24 protein-coding genes and 6 tRNA genes are annotated in these 23,344 nt (G+C 40.0%); 24 read left to right on the top strand and 6 right to left on the bottom strand.

Going from position 1 to position 23,344, the window contains the following annotated elements:
• Positions 1-665 precede the first annotated feature (665 nt).
• Positions 666-1,151, bottom strand: coding sequence for a peptidylprolyl isomerase (locus AAC000_RS19645; RefSeq protein WP_339725176.1), 486 nt, complete (start codon positions 1,149-1,151; stop codon positions 666-668).
• Between the two features lie 26 nt (positions 1,152-1,177).
• On the bottom strand, positions 1,178-2,125 hold the full coding sequence (gene ygfZ / locus AAC000_RS19650) for a tRNA-modifying protein YgfZ (protein WP_339725178.1): 948 nt from the start codon (positions 2,123-2,125) through the stop codon (positions 1,178-1,180).
• A gap of 166 nt (positions 2,126-2,291) precedes the next feature.
• On the opposite strand from ygfZ, the gene AAC000_RS19655 reads away from it, so the two are divergent.
• Genes AAC000_RS19655 through AAC000_RS19665 form a run of 3 tightly spaced genes read left to right on the top strand, consistent with a single transcriptional unit; the run spans position 2,292 to position 3,902 of the window.
• Positions 2,292-2,543, top strand: coding sequence for a succinate dehydrogenase assembly factor 2 (locus AAC000_RS19655; protein ID WP_339725180.1), 252 nt, complete (start codon positions 2,292-2,294; stop codon positions 2,541-2,543).
• Positions 2,544-2,568: 25 nt separating this feature from the next.
• On the top strand, positions 2,569-2,979 hold the full coding sequence (locus AAC000_RS19660; protein ID WP_339725297.1) for a protein YgfX: 411 nt from the start codon (positions 2,569-2,571) through the stop codon (positions 2,977-2,979).
• Entirely contained in the window at positions 2,976-3,902 is a 927-nt protein-coding gene (locus AAC000_RS19665) for a MaoC/PaaZ C-terminal domain-containing protein (RefSeq protein ID WP_339725182.1), read from the top strand. The genes AAC000_RS19660 and AAC000_RS19665 overlap by 4 nt, the downstream gene beginning before the upstream one ends.
• On the opposite strand, the gene nadB is transcribed toward AAC000_RS19665, so the two are convergent.
• Positions 3,895-5,493 (bottom strand): L-aspartate oxidase, encoded by a 1,599-nt coding sequence (nadB, locus tag AAC000_RS19670; RefSeq protein ID WP_339725184.1) that lies wholly within the window; start codon positions 5,491-5,493, stop codon positions 3,895-3,897. The genes AAC000_RS19665 and nadB overlap by 8 nt on opposite strands.
• Positions 5,494-5,731: 238 nt before the next feature.
• Between nadB and rpoE the strand changes: the two genes are divergently transcribed.
• From rpoE to AAC000_RS19720, 10 genes are all read left to right on the top strand, one after another.
• Positions 5,732-6,313: an RNA polymerase sigma factor RpoE gene (gene rpoE, locus AAC000_RS19675; protein WP_339725186.1), complete on the top strand. Its 582-nt coding sequence runs from the start codon at positions 5,732-5,734 to the stop codon at positions 6,311-6,313.
• 44 nt (positions 6,314-6,357) lie between these two features.
• Positions 6,358-6,987 (top strand): RseA family anti-sigma factor, encoded by a 630-nt coding sequence (locus AAC000_RS19680; protein ID WP_339725188.1) that lies wholly within the window; start codon positions 6,358-6,360, stop codon positions 6,985-6,987.
• A 19-nt stretch (positions 6,988-7,006) separates the two neighbouring features.
• Positions 7,007-7,987: a MucB/RseB C-terminal domain-containing protein gene (locus tag AAC000_RS19685; RefSeq protein ID WP_339725189.1), complete on the top strand. Its 981-nt coding sequence runs from the start codon at positions 7,007-7,009 to the stop codon at positions 7,985-7,987.
• Positions 7,988-8,476, top strand: coding sequence for a SoxR reducing system RseC family protein (locus tag AAC000_RS19690; RefSeq protein ID WP_339725191.1), 489 nt, complete (start codon positions 7,988-7,990; stop codon positions 8,474-8,476).
• Between the two features lie 170 nt (positions 8,477-8,646).
• On the top strand, positions 8,647-10,443 hold the full coding sequence (gene lepA, locus AAC000_RS19695; RefSeq protein WP_339725193.1) for a translation elongation factor 4: 1,797 nt from the start codon (positions 8,647-8,649) through the stop codon (positions 10,441-10,443).
• Positions 10,444-11,346: a signal peptidase I gene (lepB, locus tag AAC000_RS19700; protein WP_339725195.1), complete on the top strand. Its 903-nt coding sequence runs from the start codon at positions 10,444-10,446 to the stop codon at positions 11,344-11,346.
• Entirely contained in the window at positions 11,347-12,033 is a 687-nt protein-coding gene (gene rnc / locus AAC000_RS19705) for a ribonuclease III (RefSeq protein WP_339725197.1), read from the top strand.
• A gap of 13 nt (positions 12,034-12,046) precedes the next feature.
• Positions 12,047-12,949: a GTPase Era gene (gene era / locus AAC000_RS19710; protein ID WP_339725299.1), complete on the top strand. Its 903-nt coding sequence runs from the start codon at positions 12,047-12,049 to the stop codon at positions 12,947-12,949.
• Between the two features lie 24 nt (positions 12,950-12,973).
• Complete coding sequence (gene pdxH, locus AAC000_RS19715; RefSeq protein ID WP_339725198.1) at positions 12,974-13,615, top strand: pyridoxamine 5'-phosphate oxidase; 642 nt, start codon at positions 12,974-12,976, stop codon at positions 13,613-13,615.
• A gap of 16 nt (positions 13,616-13,631) precedes the next feature.
• Positions 13,632-14,396, top strand: coding sequence for a TatD family hydrolase (locus AAC000_RS19720; protein WP_339725200.1), 765 nt, complete (start codon positions 13,632-13,634; stop codon positions 14,394-14,396).
• Here AAC000_RS19720 and AAC000_RS19725 read toward each other — a convergent pair.
• Positions 14,382-14,993 carry a hypothetical protein gene (locus AAC000_RS19725; protein WP_339725202.1) on the bottom strand — a complete coding sequence of 204 codons (612 nt, stop codon included), beginning with the start codon at positions 14,991-14,993 and terminating at the stop codon, positions 14,382-14,384. The genes AAC000_RS19720 and AAC000_RS19725 overlap by 15 nt on opposite strands.
• A gap of 194 nt (positions 14,994-15,187) precedes the next feature.
• Here AAC000_RS19725 and AAC000_RS19730 point away from each other — a divergent pair, with 194 nt between their 5' ends.
• Genes AAC000_RS19730 through AAC000_RS19745 form a run of 4 tightly spaced genes read left to right on the top strand, consistent with a single transcriptional unit; the run spans position 15,188 to position 19,747 of the window.
• Positions 15,188-16,111, top strand: a complete 924-nt coding sequence (locus AAC000_RS19730; protein WP_339725204.1) for an ABC transporter ATP-binding protein — start codon at positions 15,188-15,190, stop codon at positions 16,109-16,111.
• Positions 16,111-16,845 carry an ABC transporter permease subunit gene (locus AAC000_RS19735; protein WP_339725206.1) on the top strand — a complete coding sequence of 245 codons (735 nt, stop codon included), beginning with the start codon at positions 16,111-16,113 and terminating at the stop codon, positions 16,843-16,845. Before AAC000_RS19730 ends, AAC000_RS19735 begins: the two co-directional genes overlap by 1 nt.
• A 2-nt stretch (positions 16,846-16,847) precedes the next feature.
• Positions 16,848-18,725 carry a Gldg family protein gene (locus AAC000_RS19740; RefSeq protein ID WP_339725208.1) on the top strand — a complete coding sequence of 626 codons (1,878 nt, stop codon included), beginning with the start codon at positions 16,848-16,850 and terminating at the stop codon, positions 18,723-18,725.
• On the top strand, positions 18,722-19,747 hold the full coding sequence (locus tag AAC000_RS19745; protein WP_339725210.1) for a DUF4340 domain-containing protein: 1,026 nt from the start codon (positions 18,722-18,724) through the stop codon (positions 19,745-19,747). Before AAC000_RS19740 ends, AAC000_RS19745 begins: the two co-directional genes overlap by 4 nt.
• A gap of 19 nt (positions 19,748-19,766) precedes the next feature.
• On the opposite strand, the gene AAC000_RS19750 is transcribed toward AAC000_RS19745, so the two are convergent.
• Both AAC000_RS19750 and folD read right to left on the bottom strand, forming a co-directional pair.
• Positions 19,767-20,315 (bottom strand): DUF1415 domain-containing protein, encoded by a 549-nt coding sequence (locus AAC000_RS19750; RefSeq protein WP_339725212.1) that lies wholly within the window; start codon positions 20,313-20,315, stop codon positions 19,767-19,769.
• Entirely contained in the window at positions 20,312-21,172 is an 861-nt protein-coding gene (gene folD / locus AAC000_RS19755; protein ID WP_339725214.1) for a bifunctional methylenetetrahydrofolate dehydrogenase/methenyltetrahydrofolate cyclohydrolase FolD, read from the bottom strand. Before folD ends, AAC000_RS19750 begins: the two co-directional genes overlap by 4 nt.
• Positions 21,173-21,544: 372 nt before the next feature.
• Between folD and AAC000_RS19760 the strand changes: the two genes are divergently transcribed.
• The 7 genes from AAC000_RS19760 (at position 21,545) to AAC000_RS19790 (ending at position 22,823) form a co-directional block, all read left to right on the top strand.
• Positions 21,545-21,805, top strand: coding sequence for a DUF5062 family protein (locus AAC000_RS19760; RefSeq protein WP_339725216.1), 261 nt, complete (start codon positions 21,545-21,547; stop codon positions 21,803-21,805).
• Between the two features lie 167 nt (positions 21,806-21,972).
• Positions 21,973-22,049 (top strand) — tRNA-Pro (locus tag AAC000_RS19765).
• A 20-nt stretch (positions 22,050-22,069) separates the two neighbouring features.
• Positions 22,070-22,146 (top strand) — tRNA-Arg (locus AAC000_RS19770).
• A gap of 91 nt (positions 22,147-22,237) precedes the next feature.
• Positions 22,238-22,313, top strand: a tRNA-His gene (locus tag AAC000_RS19775).
• Positions 22,314-22,316: 3 nt separating this feature from the next.
• A tRNA-Leu gene (locus AAC000_RS19780) sits at positions 22,317-22,401 on the top strand.
• Between the two features lie 110 nt (positions 22,402-22,511).
• Positions 22,512-22,588, top strand: a tRNA-Pro gene (locus AAC000_RS19785).
• A gap of 159 nt (positions 22,589-22,747) precedes the next feature.
• Positions 22,748-22,823: transfer RNA gene (locus AAC000_RS19790), tRNA-His, on the top strand.
• The last annotated feature ends 521 nt before the right edge of the window (positions 22,824-23,344 follow it).

A 23,344-nucleotide genomic window follows, 5' to 3' on the forward strand; every position in this document is an offset into this window, starting at 1 on the left:
GATGGTAGTTTGGGGTTTCCCCATGCGAGAGTAGCACACCGTCAGACTCCCATTCTAAGAAAGGGCTATCCGTAAGGGTGGCCCTTTTTTGCATCTGCGATTTAATAAATTTGGTTACTCCCTGATAATGTGTACGGATAGCCCTTACTCTAAGCGAAAATGCGCATTGCTACCTTGCAGTCAACCTCTGGAAGGCCAGCCCCGCACAAAGTGGATCCCCATAACGCGGTTAGCGGACACAAGCATAGCTTAGTTCATTCCAGTGGCAGAAGCAGTGCTTCTGAAAGCCCCACGTCCACCCCCATGCGAGAGTAGCACGGGGACGCCCGGTTAGGGTGTCCTGCACATTGCTGGAAGGCCAGCCCCGTATTCGATACCAGGCAGATTCCCATTCTAAGAAAGGGCTATCCGTAAGGGTGGCCCTTATTTTATGTTTGAAATTTAGTGAACGTGTCTATTCATTTGGCTTGCGCGCCAATTGGTTTGGTAGCAGGTTACCGTTTGTTTTTCAGAATAGGTTCGATATGATATCCCGTGGCGCCCTATAGAATCGGAAATAGGGTATTAAGCAACGCTTAGATCAAAACTAAGTTTAGCGAAATAGCATTAATAGACAGATATAAAAAAAGGCGTTCATGTGAACGCCTTAATAGTCACTTATTAGCTTAGTGAGTATGTCCACATCCACCTTCAGTATGAGGATGTCCATGGGCAATTTCTTCTGTAGTGGCCTCTCTTACATCTAGTACTTCAACATCGAAGTTAAGAGTCAGGCCTGACAAAGGATGATTGCCATCAACTATGACATTTTCGTCATCAACGTCGATAATCATAACTGATTGTTCACCATCATCTGTTGTTGCCCTGAAAGTCATGCCAGGGGTGACATCCATATCTTCAAACATCGATTTTGGTACTGCTTGAACTAACTCTTCATGGCGTTCGCCATAGGCCAAGTTTGGAGCAATGTCGATAACAAACTTGTCACCCACTGTTTTGCCGTCCAATTCATTTTCTAGGCCTTGTATCAAAAAGTGACTACCTTGTAAGAAAACCATAGGTTCACTATTTCTAGAGGAATCAATTTGAGTTCCGTCTGATGAGCAAACAGTAAAATGGATTGTCACTACAGTGTTATTAGCTATATTCATATTATTCCAGTCTAAAATTTTATACTTTATTGTAAAGGATAAGGAAGCGCTTGGGCAACGAAGATTGTATTTGGGGTAGATTTAACTCTAAAAGTGCTACCAACTTCGGTATCGTTGGCTAAAACGGCAAATATCCAAGTTTGTCCTGAGTTTGTACCGCTACGGAGTATTTTACCGCCGGGCCTCCAGTTTTCTCCAATTTGATACTCAAGTTGTTCCCCGCTTAAGTCTTTGTGCTCTGATTCAGTTTTTAAAATAAAGCCTGCGCGTTTGTTTCGGCCTAAGTATTTTGTCCTGGCAACAACTTCTTGCCCCATGTAACAGCCTTTTTCAAAATTGATGGCCTTTAAAGCTTGAAGGTTCAACATTTGGGGGACGTATTCGTTTATAGACGATTCTCGGATTTCACCAATACCAGCTCTTATATCTGCAATTTCCCAAAGGTCATTATCTTCAGCAAGGTTAGTGCACAACTGTTTGTCAACACTATTGGGTTGTAAAACGAGATAACGTTGTTCTGGTTGTTCAATTGACATCGCTACACCACACTCATTTGAAGTGATTGTTCTATCACCCTTAGGTAATTCGCCAAAGACCTCCTGTAAGGCCTTTTCATATAAAGGGCCAGAACCACCAGTTAATTGCCATTTATCACTTTGATTAGTGATCTCCACTTTGGCAAATACACCGTATTTTTTTAATTCAGTAAGAGACTTTTCTAACACAGAGTTATGTGTGATTAGTAAAATGGAATCCTTCCAATGGATAATATAAAAGATGCTCCAGACCTTGCCTTTAAAGTCACAGTGGCATCCAAAGAGGGCGTTATTGCCATCTAGTTGATTAATGTCAGCGGTTATTTGTCCTTGGAGGTACGTCGCTCTTTCCTCACCCGTGAGCTGGATCACTCCGTAATGTTTTAGGTTGTTAACATACTGTGTGGTTACAGAATCTTCTATTGGTTGTTGTGACATGTGTTTATACTCTTTTGCTAATCAGCGCGTGCAAATAATATGGGGTACGAGATTGATATAGCAAGGAAAAATCTGAAAACAAGGGGTTATTACTGTTATTATTAATACTTGGCAGGGCAATGTTATCAGAGTTAAGTGAGAAAGATGTCTGTGAATGAGGTGACAAATGTTTGATAAAAAACGATATGGTCGATTGAAGTGGGCATGTCGCCGTGGGATGTTAGAGCTTGATGTGCTTTTTATGCCTTTCGCTGAAACGGGATTTAATGAGTTATCTGAGCAGCAGCAAGAAGTTTTTGAACGCTTATTAACCTGTGATGATCCAGATCTGTATGCTTGGTTCATGGGACATCAAGCTTGTGAAAATCAGGAGTTTAACCAAATGATTCAACACATTTTGAGTCGTGTCAAAGTATAGAGTTGAGTTTAAATCATCTAAGTTAATGCTGATTTTGCAGTTAGTTACATGTGGCATAATGGTTTTATCTGTCTTAAGTTGGCAATCTGAGATAATCCACTATCAATTACCCTTAGAAATACTGATTGTATCCATGATTACAATTCTTATTTTCAGATCAGCTATTCGCAATAGGCGTAAAATATATGCTCCAGTCACTTTTTCCGTTGAAGGGGAGTGGTTAGAAACCAATAAAGATGGGCAAATTGGCTGGGTAATTACTGACAAATCTAGGGTCAGTAATCTTCTTTTATTTATTCATTTGATGTCTCCTGTTAATGCTCGTCATTCAAAATGGTGTTTAATATATAAAGACCAAGTTACCGAGCGAGATTTCCGACGCCTATGCTGCGCGGTTATTTATCAGCAACAAAATCCTAAGGGATTCAATTCATGAGCTTATCTACAACGGGGGCTCTCAACCTGACTAATATTCCAAATACTAAATTTTTGTTGTTAAAGGCCGCATTTAAGAACGCTAGTTATAATCCGCAGCAAATTGGACTTGTCTCATTGCCTATTAAAAAGTTTTGTTTTGAGGGAATAGCGTTAAATGAAGTGCGCTGTAGAAATTTTCATCAAGTTGTAGGCTGGGACCTAGATTCGGATCGTTTACATCCATGCTATTTGCATTCACTAGCATTTCCTATGCACATGATGTTGCTTTTGTTACCAGAGTTTCCATTTCCTTTATTGGGTTTAGTACAGGTTAACAATCAAATTATTCAAGAGAGGCCAATCAAGAAGGGTGAGAGGTTATCTGTAACGAGTTGTTTTGAGCAGTTAGAACTGCATCCCAAAGGCTGGTTATTTTCAATTAAGGTCGAATTTTATAATGGGTCAGAGCTTGTTTGGAAAAGTATTAGCACAAATTTGTTTTTGACCAAACATGGGCGGCAGGTAAACTCTATTGTCCAGCAATCTACAGATAATTTTAGTTACGATATAAATACAAGTTGGCAATTGGAGGCCAATTTGGGGAGACGTTATGCAAAGGTGTCTGGTGATTTCAACCCCATTCATTTAAGTAAATGGTCGGCTATGTTATTTGGTTTTAAACAGCATATTATTCATGGAATGTGGACTAAGTCATATTGTATTTCTGAATTGCAGAAGCATAATCCTAAAATATTTAACCATGCTTACTTGGTTAACAGCGCTTTTAAGCAACCTCTGTATTTACCGAATCAGATAGAAATTTTTAGTCAAACTTCGGGTTCTAACAGTTTAAGTGAAGGGCTGCATTTTAAGGTAGTAGGAACTAAACCTGTTAATGGACACCAGCCTCTGCACTTAACAGGCAATATTCAGCCTATTTGAAGTTATTTTGTATAATAGTGGGTTGGGGGTTATCAAGTTTATTGGGGTAGTCTAGGTTAAAGTGGAGTCCTCGACTCTCTTTGCGTTGTTTTGCGCACCTCACTATTAACTCGGCAACAGTAAGCAAGTTTCTTAGTTCTAGAAGATTATTACTGACTTTAAAATTTGAATAGTAGTCATTAACTTCCTGTTTTAATAACTCAATACGATGATGTGCGCGCTCTAAACGTTTGTTGGTTCGTACTATACCCACGTAGTCCCACATAAATAAGCGCAACTCATGCCAATTGTGTTGAATGATGACTTCTTCATCTGAGTCACCTACTTTACTCTCATCCCAGGCTTTTATTGGCTCATGTTGAATCGTTTCATTTAACCTTAACGCAATATCTTGGGCTGCAGAATGGGCATAAACAATACATTCAAGTATTGAGTTACTAGCCATTCGATTTGCTCCGTGGAGTCCTGTGTATGCCACCTCTCCGATTGCATATAAGTTGGCAATGTCTGTTTTTGCATCAGTATTGGTGACGACACCACCGCAACTATAATGTGCTGCCGGTACAACAGGTATGGGTTGTTGAGTAATATCGATACCGAGAGATCGACATTTTCGGTAAATATTGGGGAAATGCTTCACAATAAAGTCGCTAGACTTGTGGCTTATGTCTAGGTACATACAGTCAGCACCTAGGCGTTTCATTTCAAAATCAATGGCTCGTGCAACTATATCTCGGGATGCTAAATCACCTCTATCATCAAATTTGTGCATAAAAGGGGTGCCGTCAGGGTGACAAAGTTTCGCACCTTCTCCTCGTAAGGCTTCGGTAATCAAAAAATTTCTCGCTTCGGGATGGTACAAACATGTAGGGTGAAACTGGTTAAATTCCATGTTGGCTACGCGACATCCTGCACGCCACGCCATAGCTATACCATCACCACTTGATACATCTGGGTTAGAGGTATATTGATAGACTTTACTTGCACCACCTGTCGCTAATGACACAAATTTACTGCGGATGACTTCTACTTGCTCTCGCTTTCTATTCCATACATAAGCACCTAATAAGTGATTTTTTGTGTGGCTGCTTTTAATTAAATCAATGGCATTATAACGCTGAAATAAGTGAATGTTGGGGTGATGCTTTACTGCTTCTATTAAGGTCGTTTGTACTGCCGCACCTGTGGCGTCTGCAGAATGTAAAATGCGTCTGTGACTATGTCCGCCTTCTCTGGTTAAATGGAATCGAGTTTCACCACTTTCAGATGGTTCTTGATCAAATGGCATTCCAAAATCTATAAGCCATTGCATGCATGTTTTAGCTTGTGAAGCTGTATATTCCACCGCATTTTGATCGCATAAACCGTCACCAGCTAACAGCGTGTCTTCAACATGTGACCTAATAGAATCATTTTCATCAAAAACTGCCGCTATGCCACCTTGAGCATATTTTGTTGAGCCTTCTGAAATATCACTTTTACTTAAGACTATTACTTGGCAATGATCTGCCATTTTTAAAGCGTGACTAAGTCCTGCGGCGCCACTTCCAATAATAAGTACGTCACACTGATGTTCAATTGTGTTGTGCATAGGGTAAACTAGGTAAAAGTAGCGAGTTTGTCGGGCAATACTAATTTACAGATTATAAATTACAATGCTTTTCATAGTTGAATGTATATAAATGTCTATTAATGATGGTTAATTAATTATACTTCAGTGATTTATTTTGAAAAAAAGTGTGTTTTATTCGAACTTTTCAATTTTCATAGAGTCAATATTAGTGCTTGCATGAGCCGTAGTATATTTTCGCACAGGAGTAAGGGCTCGAATGAGCGAGCAGATAGCAGATCAACAAATTGTTGAAAGAGTACAGCGCGGAGATAAAAACGCTTACGGGTTGTTGGTTACAAAGTACCAACACAAAGTATCCTATTTAGTCTCCAGGTATGTAAAAAATTCAGGGGATGTGGCTGATGTGACGCAAGAAGCGTTTATTAAAGCTTACAGAGCCCTCCCCAATTTTAGAGGTGATAGCGCTTTTTATACGTGGTTATACAGAATAGCCGTAAACAGTGCCAAAAATTACTTAGTATCACAAGGTAGAAAACCACCGGCAAGTGATGTAGATGCCGATGAAGCCGATTATTATGATGGTAGTGATGCGTTAAAAGAAAATAATTCACCGGAAAAAAGTTTAATGTCAGAGCAAATGGAAAAGCTACTGTTTGACACAATGGACAAGCTACCTGAAGATTTACGTATGGCTATTAGCCTCCGTGAACTAGATGGTTTAAGCTACGAAGATATTGCTAATGTTATGGATTGCCCTGTTGGAACCGTAAGATCGAGAATATTTAGGGCTAGAGAAGCATTAGATAAAGTTATTCAACCATTATTGATGAATGATTGATATTTTTATCAAAGTTGAAATTAAATTAGCGGGAACCATATTGTATGTCGCAGAAATTTGAAAATTTGTCAGCCTTAATCGATGGAGAGCATAATGATAATGTCTCATCGAGTAGTCATGTGTTGGATGCGGTTAAAAACGATGCAGAATTGCAGCAAAAATGGAAAAGTTATCACCTAATTCGTGATGGTTTACGTAAAGAACTTCCTGTAGATATTAACTTTGATATTGCTGATAAGGTTGCTCAAGCATTAGAATCCGAGCCTGTGATTTTGGCGCCAAAAAGAACCTGGCGTGATTTACCTTTGGTTGGCAAAGTTGTACCTTTTGCTAAACAAGGTGGGCAAATGGCGATTGCTGCCTCGGTGGCAGTTGCAATGATTATTGGTGTTCAGCAGTTAAATCAGTCTGACGTAAATCAACCTTTTAATGCGGCTCCACCTATTCCTGGTATTCAAGGTGGTTTATCACCTGTGAGCTTTGATCAAACTCGGGCTATACCCAACTCTGATGGTGTTGAACAAAGACGCCGAATCAATGCATATTTAACAGATCATAAACAGCAACTACGTTTTAAAACTATGCAATTGAATAATAATGAGACATCGGAATTAGAGCAGAATATTGAAAATGAAGAGGCGCAATCAGACATTGTTGAAAACACTCCTCAATAAAATATCTAGCAGAGTCATTTTGTCTCTGCTAATAGTTATATTGTTTCCTTTGCAAAGCTTCGCACAGGAAGAACCAGCAACTAACGACACGACATCCAATTCTTACCCATCTGACAGTGCTCAAGCATGGTTAGTTAAGATGTCTAATGCCGTTAAATCACTCAATTACACAGTTTCTTTCATTTTGTTAAAACCAGGAGTAGATTCGCAACCTTATCTTTGGCGCCATGGTGTGAATGAAGATGGCCTCGAAATGGAACAGCTTAATTTGTTAAATGGCCCAGGAAGGGAAGTTGTTCGTATTGGTAATAAAGTGAGCTACTTTGAACCTAACGTTCCCCCTTATAGCTTGCAGTCATCCATTATCAATGGGCCTTTGCCTAGTGAGTTTTTCCAACGCCCTGAAAAGTTATTATCGGGTTATGAATTTATCATGGTCGGTCGTAGTCGTATCTCGGGACGAGCAGCACAGCAAATTAGGATTATCAGTAGAGATAAGAGTCGCTTTGGTTTAAATGTTTGGCTTGATCAAGAAACTGGTTTGTTGCTAAAAATGAATTTGATTGGTGAAGATGCACAACTTCTAGAGCAAATACAAGTGACAGGCTTACAAGTAACGAAAGATCCCGATCCATTCTTTGCCAAAATAGAACCCGGAATGTTACCTGAAGTGGTAAGTTTTAGTCCAAGATCTGCTATTAATTCGCCGTGGATGATTAATTATCTTCCTAAAGGTATGGCAATAGTTAAAAGAGATCTACGTCGCTTGTCCGGTTCAGGAGAGGTGGTTGAGTACATAATGTTAAGCGATGGATTGATTGATATATCTGTATACATGCAAGAGCGTGTGGATAACAAACCTCAGAGTAATTTAGTGGGGACAGTGCAAACTGACACATTGCTCACCATTGAACATGGTGAGCTAAATGTAACAATCATTGGTAAGCTTCCTGCTGCTACCGCAAACGCAATTGCTAAATCGATACAAAGAAATCAATAAATGATCGAAGAAATAGGAGTGATTAGCGCTATTGAGCAACACAACAATCAACAAGTGGTTATGGTTGAAACACAAATTAAGTCGACTTGTGGTAGTTGTGAAGCACAATCAAATTGTGGTACTGGTGCGATTGCTAAAGTGTTTGCCAAAAAGCGTGAAATGTTACGCTTTCAATTGAATGAATTGGTTGAAGTTGGACAAAAGGTCAGTTTAGGCATACCCGAAGAAAGCTTACTCAAAGCGTCAGCAATTGTTTACTGTTTACCATTATTTGCCCTTATTTTGTCTGCTCTTGTTGGACAAACCCTATTACCTTTAATTGGATTAATGGCTGAAGCCTGGCTAGTTTTATTCTCAACTATCTGTAGTTACCTGACCTTTAAGTTTGTGCGTCGTTACTTAAACAACGCCGATCAAGGGGACTTTTACCCTCGAATTCTTAAAGTTTTCCCCTTAGAAATAGAAAATATTCCAGTTAAACAAGTGTGATATCAATTTTCTGTTACAAAAACCCGCAAACAATGCGCATGTTGTGTCGCAAAGTGACTGATAAAACTGTAAAATTCCGGCCTATTTAATTTTTGTCCCATACTCTAGCGACTATTTTTGTTTAACTAGTTGCTTGGAAACAAAACCACTTGGTAATTTTCTAAAATTTTATGCAACACAAGCACATACGTAACTTCTCAATTATTGCTCATATAGACCACGGTAAATCGACTCTCTCTGATCGTTTAATTCAACATTGTGGAGGATTGTCCAGCAGAGAGATGTCTGAGCAAGTACTCGACTCTATGGATATCGAAAAAGAGCGGGGTATTACCATCAAAGCTCAAAGTGTTACCTTGAATTACACTGCAAGAGATGGTGAAACTTACCAATTAAATTTTATAGACACACCAGGTCACGTCGACTTTACGTACGAAGTATCTCGCTCACTGGCGGCTTGTGAAGGTGCTTTGTTGGTTGTTGATGCTGGTCAAGGCGTAGAAGCTCAGACTTTGGCAAATTGTTATACAGCCATTGATTTGAATATGGAAGTGGTACCAATAATTAATAAAATTGACTTACCGCAAGCCGAACCCGACCGTGTCGCAGAAGAAATTGAAGATATTGTGGGTATCGATGCTATCGATGCGGTGCGTTGCTCTGCTAAAACGGGTATAGGTATTGAGGAAGTACTTGAGGTTATTGTACGTCAAGTACCACCACCAGAAGGTGAAATTGACGCACCTTTAAAGGCTTTGATTGTTGACTCTTGGTTTGATAATTATCAGGGAGTTGTATCTCTTGTGCGTATTATGCAAGGTGAGTTGCATAAGAATGATAAAATTAAAATTATGTCCACAGGTGGCATTCATCAAGCCGATAAAGTGGGTATTTTTACCCCTAAAGCAACTAATACAGGGGTATTGAGAGCGGGTGAAGTTGGGTTTGTTATTGCAGGTATTAAAGAAATCCACGGTGCCCCAGTAGGTGATACAATTACGGTTGCGAGACGACCTGCACCAGAAGCTTTACCCGGTTTTAAAAAGGTAAAACCTCAAGTCTACGCTGGTATGTTTCCTATCAGTTCTGATGACTATGAAGATTTCCGTGATGCCTTAGCCAAATTAAGCCTTAACGATGCCTCTTTGTTTTTTGAACCAGAAAGTTCATCTGCATTGGGGTTTGGTTTCCGTATTGGTTTCCTCGGTATGTTACATATGGAAATAATCCAAGAACGTTTAGAACGTGAATATGATTTGGATTTGATCACCACTGCTCCCACTGTGGTGTATGAAGTGATCAGCAAAGATGGTAATACCATTTATGTGGATAACCCCTCAAAATTGCCAGCTGTGAATGATATTGAAGAAATTCGTGAACCAATAGTGGAAGCCCATATTCTGGTTCCGCAGCAATATTTAGGTAATGTCATTACGCTTTGTGTTGAGAAAAGGGGCATGCAAACCGGTATGACGTATCACGGCAAACAAGTAGCTGTGAGTTACGATTTGCCCATGGCCGAAGTGGTGATGGACTTTTTTGATAAATTAAAATCTACAAGTAGAGGTTTTGCGTCTCTAGACTATAATTTCAAACGTTTTCAAGTAGCTGATATGTCTCGTTTGGATATTTTGATTAATGGTGAACGTGTAGATGCGTTAGCCATGATTACTCACAAAGATAACGCAGTCACCCGTGGTCGACAGTTAGTAGAAAAACTTCAAGAACTTATTCCTAGGCAAATGTTCGATATTGCTATTCAAGCCGCCATTGGTAATCAGATTATCGCTCGCAGTACCATTAAGCAATTACGTAAAAACGTAACCGCCAAGTGTTATGGTGGTGATATCAGTCGTAAGAAAAAACTCTTGCAGAAACAAAAGGATGGGAAAAAACGCATGAAATCAGTTGGTAACGTAGAACTGCCGCAAGAAGCCTTTTTAGCGTTATTGAAGGTAGGTAACTAAATGGCTAATTATTTTTCAATTTTTTTGGTAGTGCTGACAGTCGCATCCGGTTTGATCTGGTTGTTCGATAGTCTGCTGTTTGCAGCGAAGCGTCGCGAGCGCATGGCCATTAGTAGTACAGGTGGTACAACTACAGCTTTAGATCAAGATGCACAATTGCCTTGGTTGGTGGACACTGCCCAACAGATTTTCCCCGTTATCGCCTTTGTTATGGTGTTGCGTTCTTTTTTATATGAACCTTTTCAGATCCCATCAGGATCAATGATGCCAACCTTATTAGTTGGTGATTTTATCCTGGTTGAAAAGTTTACTTACGGTTTAAAAGATCCCGTTATGCGAAAGAAATTCATGGATATTGGAGAGCCGGAGCGTGGCGATGTTGTGGTGTTTAAATTTCCCCCCGAGCCACAGCTTGACTACATTAAACGAGTTGTAGGATTGCCGGGTGATACGGTTATCTATAGAAATAAACAACTGCAAATTAAACCCGCATGTGACACGACAGATAATTGTGCACCATTGCAAAAAGTAGACTTGAAATTTGAGAGTAGAGGTGAAGCGTTTCAACAATTTGCCCCATTAGAAAAGTATACCGAACAATTAGGTGATGTGAGCCATCAAATATATCGCACTCAAGGCAGAGCTAGTTCTAGTCGATATTATTCCCAGCCTGGGACTCAGTCAGATGAGTGGATTGTTCCGGAAGGTCATTATTTTGTGTTTGGCGACAACCGAGATAATAGTGAAGATGGTCGATATTGGGGCTTTGTACCAGAAGAAAATTTGGTAGGTAAAGCGGTAGCGATTTGGATCAGTTTTGAATTTGATCGCGTGCCTAGCAGTTGGGTACCAGCATGGATCCCAACAGGTGTCCGATTTGAACGTGTGGGTGGCATAATATAAATGCCACTCGTTAATCCATATTTACCTTTGTACAGGCGTTTGGGTTACACCTTTGCCGAAGAGGAAAATATAGTAAAAGCGTTAACCCATAGAAGTGCCAGTAAACAACATAACGAGCGTCTGGAATTTTTAGGTGACGCTATATTGGGAATGATAGTCGCAAAAGCCCTTTTCCAACGTTTTCCTAAGCAGCCTGAGGGCAAGTTAACCCGCATGCGTTCGAGTTTGGTTAAAGGTGATACCTTAGCCGAGATGGCGAGAGAGTTTGAATTAGGAGAGTTATTACTCCTAGGTCCAGGTGAGCTTAAAAGTGGAGGGTTTCGGCGAGATTCAATCTTGGCCGATGCAGTAGAAGCTATTATCGGTGCCATATATTTAGAAGCGGGAATGGATAAGTGTGAATCCTTAGTTTTGGAATGGTTTGCTCCTAGAATTAAAGCCCTTGATCCAGAAGCTGTTTCCAAAGACGACAAAACGCGACTACAAGAATATCTACAGTCGAATAAACACCCATTACCACATTACGAAGTGACTGAAATAAAAGGCAAGTCACATGACCAGACTTTTTATGTTGAATGTCGTGTACAAGGTTTAAAAAAAGCGGTGGTAGGTAAAGGCAATAGTCGACGAAGAGCAGAACAGAAAGCTGCAAAGCAAGCATTTGAGAAATTAATAAATGATAAATAATCCGTCTGATAACATGCCTGTCGACACCTATTGTGGAATGATCGCCATAGTTGGGCGCCCAAATGTGGGTAAGTCGACCTTGTTGAATAAACTATTAGGTCAAAAGGTCAGTATTACTTCACGTAAACCACAAACTACCCGTCACAGAATAATGGGGATAGATACTGAAGAAAATCGACAGGCTATCTATGTTGATACGCCCGGGTTACATATTGAAGAAAAGCGCGCAATAAACCGCTTTATGAATCGTGCCGCCTCGAGCTCTATAGGTGATGTAGGTTTAGTGCTGTTTTTGGTTGAAGGCACTAAATGGACTGAAGATGATCAAATGGTACTTACCAAAATTCAGCAATCTGGCGCTCCTTGCTGGTTGATTGTCAATAAATCAGATAACGTTAAAGATAAAGAAACCATGCTTCCGCATCTTAGATGGTTGGGTGAGCAACATAACTTTCAACAAATTATGCCGATATCTGCTAAAACCGGCAAGAATGTAGATGATTTACGCAAATTAGTGTTATCTACTTTGCCAGAAAGTGACTTTTATTTCCCTGAAGATTACATCACCGATCGTTCAAGTCGTTTTATGGCATCTGAAATTGTTCGTGAAAAGCTGATGCGTTTTACTGGGGACGAGTTACCTTATTCTATTACTGTGGAAATTGAACAATTTCTATTAGCCGAAAATGGTGTATATCGTATAAACGGTTTGATTCTGGTGGAACGCGATACGCAAAAAAGCATGGTCATTGGTAAAGGTGGACAACGGCTTAAAACCATTGGGATGGAAGCGCGAAAAGACATGGAAGTATTGTTTGATGCTAAAGTCTATTTAGAACTTTGGGTAAAAGTGAAGTCAGGCTGGGCTGATGATGAAAGAGCATTACGTAGCCTAGGATATGGGTTAGATAACTAGGTACTATATAAATAAGAGGTAAGCATGTCTTCAATAAGCGATATTCGCCGTGATTACACTCAAGCAGGGTTAGATGTTGAAGATTTGACACCTGAACCTTTTGAACTCTTTAAACGTTGGTTGCAAAATGCGGTTGATGCAAATTTAGCCGACCCAACTGCAATGACTGTCGCCACCGTTGATAGTTCGGGGCAGCCATCACAACGTATAGTGCTGTTAAAGGATTTTGATGAAACAGGCTTTGTTTTTTATACCAATACTGGCAGTAAAAAAGCCCAAGATTTAAAGCAAAACAGTAAAATTTCGCTACATTTTCCATGGCATATGTTGGAACGTCAGGTCAAAGTTGTGGGTATTGCTCACCAACTTAGCTCAATAGATGTGGCTAAGTATTTTATGTCACGTCCTAAACCAAGTCAGATTGCAGCTTGGGCATCGGCCCAAAGTCGTCCTATTAATAGTAAACAACTATTGATGCAAAAATTCGCTGAGGCAAAAGCTAAATTTGTTAAGGGTGAAGTGCCATTGCCGTCATTTTGGGGCGGTTACCGAGTCGTTGCCCATCAAATTGAATTTTGGCAAGGGGGCGAACATCGGCTACATGATCGTTTTGTCTATACTAAAACTTCAGATGGGTTATGGTCGACCGAGCGTTTAATGCCTTAATCTTACTGGAGGTTGTTTGATAGATAGTCATTGTCACCTTGATTTTAACTGTTTTGATCATGATCGAGCGCAGATTTTAGAAAACTGCAGCAAGCTGTCAATTAACACTATCGTGCTCCCCGGTACTCAGGCAAGCCAATGGCAAAAACAAATTGACTTGTGTAATTTGTTCCCACAACTTAGATTTGCTTTAGGTGTGCATCCATATTTCTTGCAGCACTTTGATTCTTCTCATTTAGTTAAATTGACTCACTTACTTGAGCACTATCAAAACAAAGTGGTGGCCTTAGGCGAGATTGGACTTGATACTCATATTGACGTTGATTGGCAGCTACAAAAATACGTGTTCGAACAACAACTAACCATAGCCAAAGAACAACAACTGCCGGTCATTTTGCATCATAGAAACTCACATAACGAACTGATACGAATACTTAAAACAACTCAATTTAGCCAAGGTGGTGTGGTGCATGCTTTTTCGGGCAGTTTACAAGAAGCACAAACCTACATTGATTTAGGGTTTAAAATTGGGGTGGGTGGCGGTATTACCTATCCGCGGGCAAATAAAACCCGAAAAACAATTGCTCAATTGCCACTTTATACTTTAGTGCTAGAAACTGATGCGCCAGATATGCCTATAATGGGAAAGCAAGGACAGAGAAATAGTCCAGAATATTTACCAGACATTTTTGAGTCTTTGTTGGCTCTTCGCAAAGAAACTAGGCATGAACTGCTGCAAGCATGCTCCAAAAACGTGCGAGATAGTTTACTGCTTGCTTGAACGAATAAGTTGTCTATATCTTACTTTATAAAATGCTCGGGTTAGCAATATTCCCCCGATGGCCGCTAAAATCATTAACATTTGTACTTGTTGATTCAGTTGTTTTTGATACTCACTATGATATGCCATCACTTCCTTTTCTTTTAGGACAATACTCAAGTAGCCAATTATTTGTTGATTATAGGTAATACTTTGCACAAAAACTAAAGGTGTAATTGTCCTTAGTTTATAAGCAGCAACTACAGATGATGTTTGGTTGTTATCTGCTAGTACTCTACCTTTGTTGTCGAATAATGACACGCTTGCAACGTGAGGGTCAGCAACAATATAACTGAGTTGTTGGCTGAGTTTTTCTGACTCATTTTCTAGTAGCGAACTTATCAGTATGTTGGCAGCCAAAGTCGATAGGCTAACACCTAACTGATTGGCTTGTTTAGAGTGCCAGTTTTGGGATTGCTCGGAACTTATAAGCCAAAGGTTAATACAGGCTACACAACCTACAACGGCCAAAACCAGATTCGCTATCCGTTTAAATATAGAATAGCGACTAGGTTGCTTAAAAGGAGCGATAAAAAAGGATGTATTGGTTTGTTCCATTGGCAGACAATAATGTAAATTGATTGTGTTGCCAAGCTAGTTCGCTAGAAGGTTTCAAAAATAGCTTAATTCGAATGACAAAAACGCTTAACGCATCGTTATTTTTTTTCGTAAACTACGACTAAAAATATTGAAAATCATCTGACTACCACCATATCTATAGCGCATTCGATATTGGTCATTACAGGATTATTATGATCTCAGTGAAAAACTTATTTAAGTCATTTAACGGCTTCCAAGCGGTTAATGATCTCTCATTTGATATCAAGCCCGGCGAAGTCGTAGGATTTTTAGGCCCAAACGGAGCCGGAAAGTCAACAACAATGAAAATGTTGACGGGCTTTTTACTCCCTACTAGTGGTGATATTAACATTTGTGATTTGTCTTTAAAGCATTCCCCATTAGCGATTAAAAAGAAAATCGGATATCTGCCAGAAGGCGCCCCAGCCTATGGTGATATGACGCCGTTTCAATTTCTGAATTTTATTGCCAAGGTCAGGGGGTACAAAGGGACTGAAAAAGCAGTCAGAATTGAACAGGTTGTTAAACAAGTTGAGCTACAGGAAGTGTTAGATAAACCCATAGATAATCTATCCAAGGGGTTTAAGCGACGTGTAGGCCTCGCGCAAGCCTTGATCCACGATCCAGATATTCTGATCCTCGACGAACCGACCGATGGACTCGATCCCAATCAAAAACATCAAGTTCGTCAACTCATAAAAAATTTATCTAAAGAAAAAATAGTGATTATTTCGACTCATATTTTAGAAGAAGTCACCGCTGTGTGTAATCGAGTCATGATTATATCCAAAGGAAAGCTTTTGTTTGATGACACTCCCAACGCTCTTAACCGTAGGTCTAAATATTATGGTGCTGTGACCTTACATTTCAGTTACAGAGCTGATTCCTCAGAGTTAGCTGAGTTAGAAGGTGTTGCAGAAATGGAAGAAGACTTAGAAACCGGTCGAGTGACTTTGTTTCCAAAACCAGGAGCAGATATATTGCATTTAGTTACCGCTCATGCACAAAGATGTAAATTACCAGTGGATAGTTTATATGTTGAGCCAGGTCGGTTAGACCAAGTCTTTAGAGAAATTACTCAAGAGGGCAATGCGTAATGGGTAATATAGGTATTCTATTTAAACGGGAATTTTCTAGCTTTTTTGCTACACCTGTTGCTTATGTGTTTATTGGCATCTTTTTGGTTTTGTCTGGTGTGTTTACGTTTTTTGTTGGTGGTTTTTTTGAACGTGGACAGGCAGATTTATTACCGTTTTTTAATTTTCACCCTTGGTTGTATCTTTTTCTCGTTCCCGCTATCGCTATGCGAAGCTGGTCTGAAGAACGAAAAAGCGGCACCATTGAACTGCTCATGACACTGCCAATTAGCACTTGGCAAGCCATGTTGGCGAAACACCTTGCTGCCTGGGCGGTTTTGGGTTTGTCACTATTGCTAACTTTCCCTCTTTGGCTAACTGTGAATTATTTAGGTGATCCTGATAACGGTATTATTGTCGCCGCTTATGTAGGTAGTTGGTTGATGGCTGGAGCATTTCTGTCTATAGGCATGTGTATGTCGGCGCTGACTAAAAATCAGGTTATCGCTTTTATATTATCTATTGTGGTGTGTTTTGTATTTGTGGTTAGCGGCAGCAATATTGTGCTTGATGCATTTAAAAGTTGGGCACCTAATGAGGTGATAGATGTGGTCGCTTCATTTAGTTTTCTGACTCATTTTGAGGCAATGGCCAAAGGTGTGATTGCGTTAGATGATGTCATGTACTTTTTACTTGTGACCCTATGCTGGTTATTTGCCGGTCTAGTATTAATCGAACAAAAGAAGGCGGATTAGTCATGCAACATAAATTGACCTCATCAGTGAATTTATTCTTGTTAGTTGTTGTGTTTATTGCGTTAGTGTTTGTAAACAACCAATTGTTATCTTCGTTTAGGTTAGATTTGACTGAAAGCCAAGTTTATTCATTGTCACAGGGCAGCAAGGAGGTTTTAAAAGACATAGACGAACCTATCAACTTGTATTTTTTCTTCTCTGATAAAGCCTCTAAAAATATGACCAGTTTACGTAACTATGCGAATCGGGTTGAAAGTTTGCTGTCTGAATATGAAACCTTTGCTAATGGCAAACTTAAGTTGCATGTATTAGATCCTCAAGCCTTTTCTGAACAAGAAGATCAAGCTGATCAGTTTGGTTTAACTGCAGCCAATATTGGCGCAGCAGGGGAAGCTATCTATATGGGATTGGCGGCGACTAATGCGTTGGACGAACAAAAAACTATTGCTTTTTTTGATCCACAAAAAGAAAGTTTCTTGGAATATGAAATCAGTAAACTGATTTATCAACTTAGTGAGCCTGAGCCAGTTAATATTACCTTAATAACAGATCTTGCTATAAAGGGGGGGCAAAATCCCATGACGGGACAAGTTGATCCTCCTTGGACGTTTCTCACCCAATTAGAGCAATTATATAATGTAGAGCAACTGGGTAGCGATACAATAGAAGTACCAAAAAACACCGATGTGTTGCTGTTAATTCATCCTAAAGGTTATAGCGATGAATTGTTATTTTCTATTGATCAATACGCGCTTTCTGGCGGAAAAGTTCTCGCTTTTCTTGATGCTCATAATGAATCTGATCAAATGGCCATGATGGCTGGACCCATTCCTGGTGGTGGTAATAGCTCAAACTTGGAACCTTTACTCAGTGCATGGGGCGTGAAATTTGATAATGAAAACGTCTTGCTGGATGCTATGGCAGGGTTAGACATTCGCACCCAAAATGGTGGCGTAACCAGACATTTTGGTTTTGTAGGTTTAACAACTGAACAGCTTGATCGAGACGACGTCGTCACCTCAAACTTAGAAGTGATAAATGGTGCATCATTTGGTGTCTTTAGCCAAGTTGAAGGTGCAGAAAGCAATTGGTTGCCCTTGATTCAGTCAACCCAAAATGCAGATTTGATGGACGTAACCACATACGCCATGACGCAGGACCCTGAAGAATTGGCAAAGGCCTATCAAACAGAAAATGAGGCATATGTGTTAGCGTTAAGAATTTCCGGACAAGCCCAGAGTGCTTTTGATATCGCTCCAGAAGGTGCGGAACAACCCGAAATAATCTCATCTACAAATAACTTAAATGTTGTTTTAGTGGGGGATACTGACATGCTCGCAGATCGTTTTTGGGTGCAGCAGTCAAATTTCTTCGGTCAGACTATTTTCACACCTTTTGCCAACAATGGTGATTTTATTACTAACGCGGCTGAGAATTTAGGCGGTAGCGATGCGCTGATCAGTATTAGAAGTCGAGGGACCTTTAGTCGCTCATTTAATAAGGTAGATGAATTAACCGTTATTGCTGAGCAGAAGTTTCGCGAACAAGAACAAATACTGCAACTTCAACTAGAAGAAACCGAGCAACAATTATTGCAACTACAAAATCAACAGGTTGAAGGTGGGGCGTTGGTCATTTCGCCAGAACAACAGTTAGCTATTGATGAATTTATGCAGAAGAAAATCACAATTCGAAAGTCGCTTCGTGATGTTAGACATCAACTGGATAAAGACATTGAAAGTCTAGGCAACTGGTTAAAGCTGATTAATATTGCTCTAGCGCCGTTGTGCTTAGTTTTATTACTGGTGTTAATAAGAGGAATTTTTAGAACTAAACCTCGCAAGATGGCGGTATTGTCAAAAGAGGCCGCTGTTTTATGAATAAACAAATTTCTGCATTGACTATCATTGCGATATTGGCTGTTGGACTCGTTGTATGGCTGAGTCAATCACCCTCTAAAGATACCTTTGAATCTAAGCTTTTGTTTGCTGACCTACAAAAATTTGCTAATAAAGTGGACAGTGTCGAAATACAAAATGCTCAAGGCATGTTGTTCAGTGCAAAAAAATTAGGCGACACTTGGTTGGCTACTTTTGATCCTGAGCAACCAGTTTATCCTATTTCCCGAGACAAACTTGCCACTTTTGTTGACACTATGATGCGCTCAAAATTAGTTGAGGCAAAAACCAACAAGCCCAAAAACTTTTTCCGCCTAGGGTTACAATCCATAGAAAGTGAAGACAGTATGGCTACATTAGTCACATTGAAAGCCGATGACCATTCTTGGCAAGTATTAGTGGGTAATGAGGTCACTTTGGGGGAAGGGCATTATGTCCTTATATCAGGGGATGCCCAGAGCTGGAGGACCGATAAAACCATTGGGTTACCAATTGATAAATTTTCGTGGTTAAAACAACCCATTTTGCCTTTCGAAGAACAAGATATTAGTTCGGTTTCACGAGTGGATAGTTTAAATTGGAAAATAACGAGAGCGGCGAGTGGTGATTTTCAATTAATCGATTTACCTAAAGATAGGGTGCTGGAATACGATAGTATTCTTAATTCAGTTATTAGTAATCTGATTAGCCTTAATTTTGAATCATTACAGGTCGCAAATGAGGATTTTTCTCACTCCTTAAAAGTATTGACTCAGCTTGAAGTAACCACTAAAGAGCAACGGACCTTTCAAGTTGTGGTAAGTGAACTCGGTGATAAACACTTTGTGAATTTTAGTGCCAATGAACAGCCAGAGTATTGGCAAAAATGGCACTATCAAGTATCTAACTTTTCGGCGCAACAATTGATCAAAACCCTAGATGACTTTTTAGCAGAACCAAGCACTCCAACTAATGAGAGTAACACACTCCCACAGGCTGTGGATGAAGGTGAATCGCCTTATTAACTGATGTCGATAAAGGGAGCTATTTTACTAGGGCTTTTAAAAAGCTGGAACCTAGCTCCCTAGCTTTAGCAATATTGTTTTCAGGAATGTTTTCTGGATCAGGATAACGCTTCAGTACCGCTTCGATGCTGCTTTCTCTGAGTAGATGCAAAATAGGGTAGGGTGAACGGTTAGTGTAATTGGCGGGATCATTTTTGTCCTCACCTTCAAAGCAATAATCGGGATGAAAGCTGGCTAATTGATAGATCCCACTATAACCACCTTGGCTTATCAACGAATTGGCCATTTCAAGCATATCTAAATACTCCTCAAAATCGCCAAATCCTAATGGAAAAATAAGCAAAGTAGTTTGAATATCTGGTTGTTGCTCAAGTAATCCCAGCTCTTCTAGCAAGTCGCTCAATGCGTCACTAATTTGAGTTGTTGAGGAAAGGGAATAACGCACTGTATTACGTTCCATTTCCTTTTTAGCAAATGGACAGAAGTTAAGGCCTATAATGACCTTATCTATCCAAGATTTGACTGCCGCTACAACTTCATCATCCTTAAATGGGGCAGAAAGACTCATGTGGCTGAATGGTACTTCACATAAGCTTCTAAGGTATTCTCAATTAGGCTGGCGACAGTCATGGGTCCAACACCGCCGGGTACAGGTGTTATCCAACCCGCTCTTTGGGACGCACCGACATATTCAACATCTCCTCCTAGACTGCCATCTTGATTCCGATTGATACCCACATCGATAACGATGGAACCGGGTTTAATCCATTCTCCAGGGATAAAGTCAGGAATGCCTACTGCGACCACTAATAAATCCGCGCGATCTACATGAGATTTTAAATCTTGAGTAAACTTGTGACAACTAGTGACTGTACAACCCGCTAGAAGTAGCTCCATAAACATTGGACGACCCACAATATTAGAGGCCCCAACAATGACAGCATCTAAACCTTTAATAGGACGCTTAGTGGACTCTATAAGGCTCATAATGCCTTTAGGCGTACAAGGACGCAAAGCAGGGATACGCTGAGCAAGTCGGCCAATATTGTAAGGGTGAAAGCCATCTACATCTTTATGTGGATTAATACGCTCTAATATTTGCTCTTTATTTAAGCCAGCGGGTAGCGGAAGTTGCACCAGTATCCCATCAATTTCATCGTCAAGGTTCAATTGGTCGATAATATCGAGCAGTGATTGTTGAGACGTTGTTGCTGGTAAATCATAAGATTTAGAGACAAATCCTACTTCTTCGCAGGCTTTACGTTTTTTGTTAACGTATACATGTGAAGCAGCATCACTTCCGACTAAAACAACTGCTAAACCTGGCGCTCTTCGGCCAGATGAAGTGATCGCTTCTACTTGAGAGGCTACGTGTTGTCTTATATGTTTGGCAATTAAAACACCATCAATTTTCTGTGCTGGCATGAATGACCTAGAGCAAAATATTCAATGGCGGTATTGTCACATATCGCTAGGGTTTATCGCAATTAAGATGAACTAAAAATCCCAAAATCAATCATAATTCTTAAGCCATTTCTTGTTGTTAATGATATAACGTGTTGACTTAAATAGCCTAGGTAGGAAAAAATTTTGGAATTTTCTACAAAAGAAATAAGTGGATATTGAAGTTCTATTAACTCTGTATATATAGTCTTGTAGACAAAATGTTACTTTGGTGGATAGTGTTGAGTATGACAATTAATTCACAAACTGAAGGCCATTATCTTCTAGGTTTACGCCTAATTAAGAATAAAAGTTGAATTTATGACAACAATTAATAACTAAGAGATGTAGTAAATGAAAAAAATTCCAAATGAAACTCAGTTGTTGAAAAAAGCCTTAGTGGTAGGCGAAGCCTATGCTAAAAACAGAGGGTTTAAGACCTTCTCTGCGACGGATTCTGCAAAAGCTAAAGTAGAGTGTATTTATCGCTTGTTAGCTAACGACAAGTTGATCACGCCATTACCTGCTGACAGTGAAGATTTGTTGAGTATGAAACATAAACTGGCAGTATGGCTAAGAAATAAGTTACCGAAAGACCACCCACTTTTGAAATAAGGGTTTTAAAAGTGGGGTGTTTTACAAGTGAATTTATCAAAAAACGCTCACCTTGGATTAAAAATAATCAATCGAATAATTTGTTTGAAAAAGTGTTTGACGAGGTTATATAAGCTATGTAACATGCGCCTCCCGTATCGAGATGAGAACAACGTTGCGGGTTAAGTCGGTGAGTAGCGCAGCTTGGTAGCGCACTTGGTTTGGGTCCAAGGGGTCGCAGGTTCGAATCCTGTCTCACCGACCATTTTCTCAAATGTTACCTTAGGTTCCATAGCTCAGCTGGATAGAGCAACGCCCTTCTAAGGCGTGGGTCGAAGGTTCGAATCCTTCTGGGACCACCATTTGGTTCGAATCCTATCAAGCATTCTGTGCGACATGGGGTTGAGAAAAGTTCGAAATTCATAGGTTTCAAATTTACTGCAGTTTATTGTGGTGAGCGTAGCTCAGTTGGTAGAGCCCCGGATTGTGATTCCGGTTGTCGCGGGTTCGAGCCCCGTCGCCCACCCCACTCGCGGGAGTGGTGGAATTGGTAGACACGCTGGATTTAGGTTCCAGTGCTTCACGGCGTGAGAGTTCGAGTCTCTCCTTCCGCACCATATTTTCAGCTGTTTGATTCCAAACAGTTTTTATCTAAGGTTTAGTTGTCACTTCATTAAATTTCAATTTTCTAATGAATGTCTACTATGTTGTTTTTTGAAGATTAAGTCGGTGAGTAGCGCAGCTTGGTAGCGCACTTGGTTTGGGTCCAAGGGGTCGCAGGTTCGAATCCTGTCTCACCGACCATTTTCTCAAATGTTACTTAGGCTCCAAAGCTCAGGCTTGATAGCACTACGCATTTTAAGGCGTGGATCGATGCTTAGAATCCTATTGGGAATTCTAAGGGCAATAGGGTTGAGTAGAGTTCGACATTCATAAGTTATAAATTTGCTGCAGTTTATTATGGTGAGCGTAGCTCAGTTGGTAGAGCCCCGGATTGTGATTCCGGTTGTCGCGGGTTCGAGCCCCGTCGCCCACCCCACTCGCAGCAGTGGTTGAAGTGTTAGACATACTGGATTTATGTTCTAGTGCTTCATGGTGAGAAAGTTCGAGTTTCTTTTTCCACACCATTTATCTAAATTCATCATTTCAAATTTGTTTATCAAAATAATATTGTGTTTTTTCATATGATACAAATGTCACTATTTTTCGAGCCATTTATAGGCGCATTGAAAGTGTTGTTAAAAATTCAGTTGTTTCTTCACCCCTTCATAGTTTCATCCTCTCTTTAATAAAGCTATTTTTAACAAACTAATGAGTGCCAAATGGAAAAGCTACTTTCTTTTGTTTAACAGCGCCTAGTTGACTAATTAAACTTTCCTAAGTGCTAGCCAGGTTGTTTTTAGAAACCATCCTTTAGCCTATATTCATGTCTGTTTTTTAGGCAGTTTTAGGGTTTCACTCTACTTAAGTGCTTAGACTATTTTAAAGAGGGGCATTTTACCCTCGACTTGCGTTATCGCTATCGCTATACTACTGCGTCTTTTTATCAGGCTGTCCTGG

The sequence above is a fragment of the uncultured Paraglaciecola sp. genome, assembly GCF_963977085.1.
In the GTDB taxonomy this organism is placed as follows: Bacteria; Pseudomonadota; Gammaproteobacteria; order Enterobacterales; family Alteromonadaceae; genus Paraglaciecola.